This window comes from Streptomyces sp. NPDC057137, assembly GCF_042670825.1.
In the GTDB taxonomy this organism is placed as follows: Bacteria; Actinomycetota; Actinomycetes; order Streptomycetales; family Streptomycetaceae; genus Streptomyces.
The window spans coordinates 1-1,192 of sequence record NZ_JBHUUW010000151.1; the positions used below are offsets into that span (position 1 = coordinate 1).

The 1,192-nt window shown below is 57.6% G+C and carries 2 protein-coding genes; both read right to left on the reverse strand.

All coding sequences use genetic code 11. The features are described 5' to 3' along the window. Positions 1-517, reverse strand: a 517-nt coding sequence (locus ACFT9I_RS40300; RefSeq protein WP_382572886.1) for a hypothetical protein, incomplete at its 3' end; no start/stop codon positions are given. After that, the coding region (locus ACFT9I_RS40305; protein WP_382572888.1) for a hypothetical protein at positions 514-1,192 on the reverse strand (679 nt) is incomplete at its 5' end. The genes ACFT9I_RS40305 and ACFT9I_RS40300, both read right to left, overlap by 4 nt.

Here is a 1,192-nt window from a genome sequence, read left to right on the forward strand (position 1 = left end):
CCGGTGACCCTTGGTGTTGGATTAAGTCCGGTGCAGCGCCTACCGGCGGTTCCCACACCTCGCCCCCCTTGTAGGTGTAGCCGGCGGCTTCCAATGTTTTAATCGCCGCCAAGGCCGAAGCTCGGGATTCGAGTGTATAAACCGGCGTTTTGGCGCACATGCGGTCGGTATTGTGTGCAGCCTGCTCGGAAGTGAAAACGCTCCGGCCGCCGCCGCATGCGGCATAGTCCGCGATCCAGGCGAATGGTTCGATCCCAGCAGCGTCACCCGTGGCTGGGGTATGGAAGGCATCACTGGCTGCACCGTTGATTGCCTCAACCACCGCCAGGCCTGCATCAGTGAATTCGTAACGTTTGAACCCAATAGACCGGATTAGCCCGACACGCGCCAGCGACTTCATCCGATCAGCAGGGACGTCGTAGCCCTGATCATCCTCGGTGGTTTCGTGGAACCGCAATACGTCCCTGCGCTGTTGCTCGGTCAGCACCAGCGGTACTTCAATCATTTGTTCAGTCATACCGCGCTCCCTTCAGTGTCAGTCTCTGCAACTCGCTCAAAATCGTGGCCGTACTGGTGGCAGTTGCAATCAACCACGTTCGTTTCGCCAACCGATTCACATTGGCATAGCCGCGCAACAAGCTTTTCGTACAAAGTGGCTTCCATACCTTCGGCGACTTCGGCACGTGACAGACTGACGCTGCGCCGCTCGGTAGTGGATGGGTGTTTGTATGTGAAGGTCAGCGCCTCCCCTCGCAGGCGATCAAGCTTTGCAAAACGTGCGGCTTGGAGTTCGGCGCTACCTGGGCTCAGAGACAGCCCCCCTACCGCCTTGCTGTAAATGAACTTGATCTGATCCCACGAAATCGTGTGACTCTGGCTGTACTGGCCTTCACCGCCGCAAATCTCGCGGTGTTCGTTCTGGTCATCAATCTCGGCACATTCGTGGCATTCTTTGGTTACCGTCACCTTGAATTCCCCAAGTAGTAGCGCTTTCGCTCCATTCTCGGCGGTCAGACTTCTCGGCATGATGCAGTAGCCATCAGGGAGCGCCGCCTGAACGTGCAGAATCGGGAGCCATCCAACCGGGACGCCTTTGCCCTCCACAAAATGGTCATGCGACCAGCACCAGCCAGCGAACTGCCAACGATCTTCCCCGTCATTGTCAAAGTTGTTCGCGCCGATGGTAGGGGCT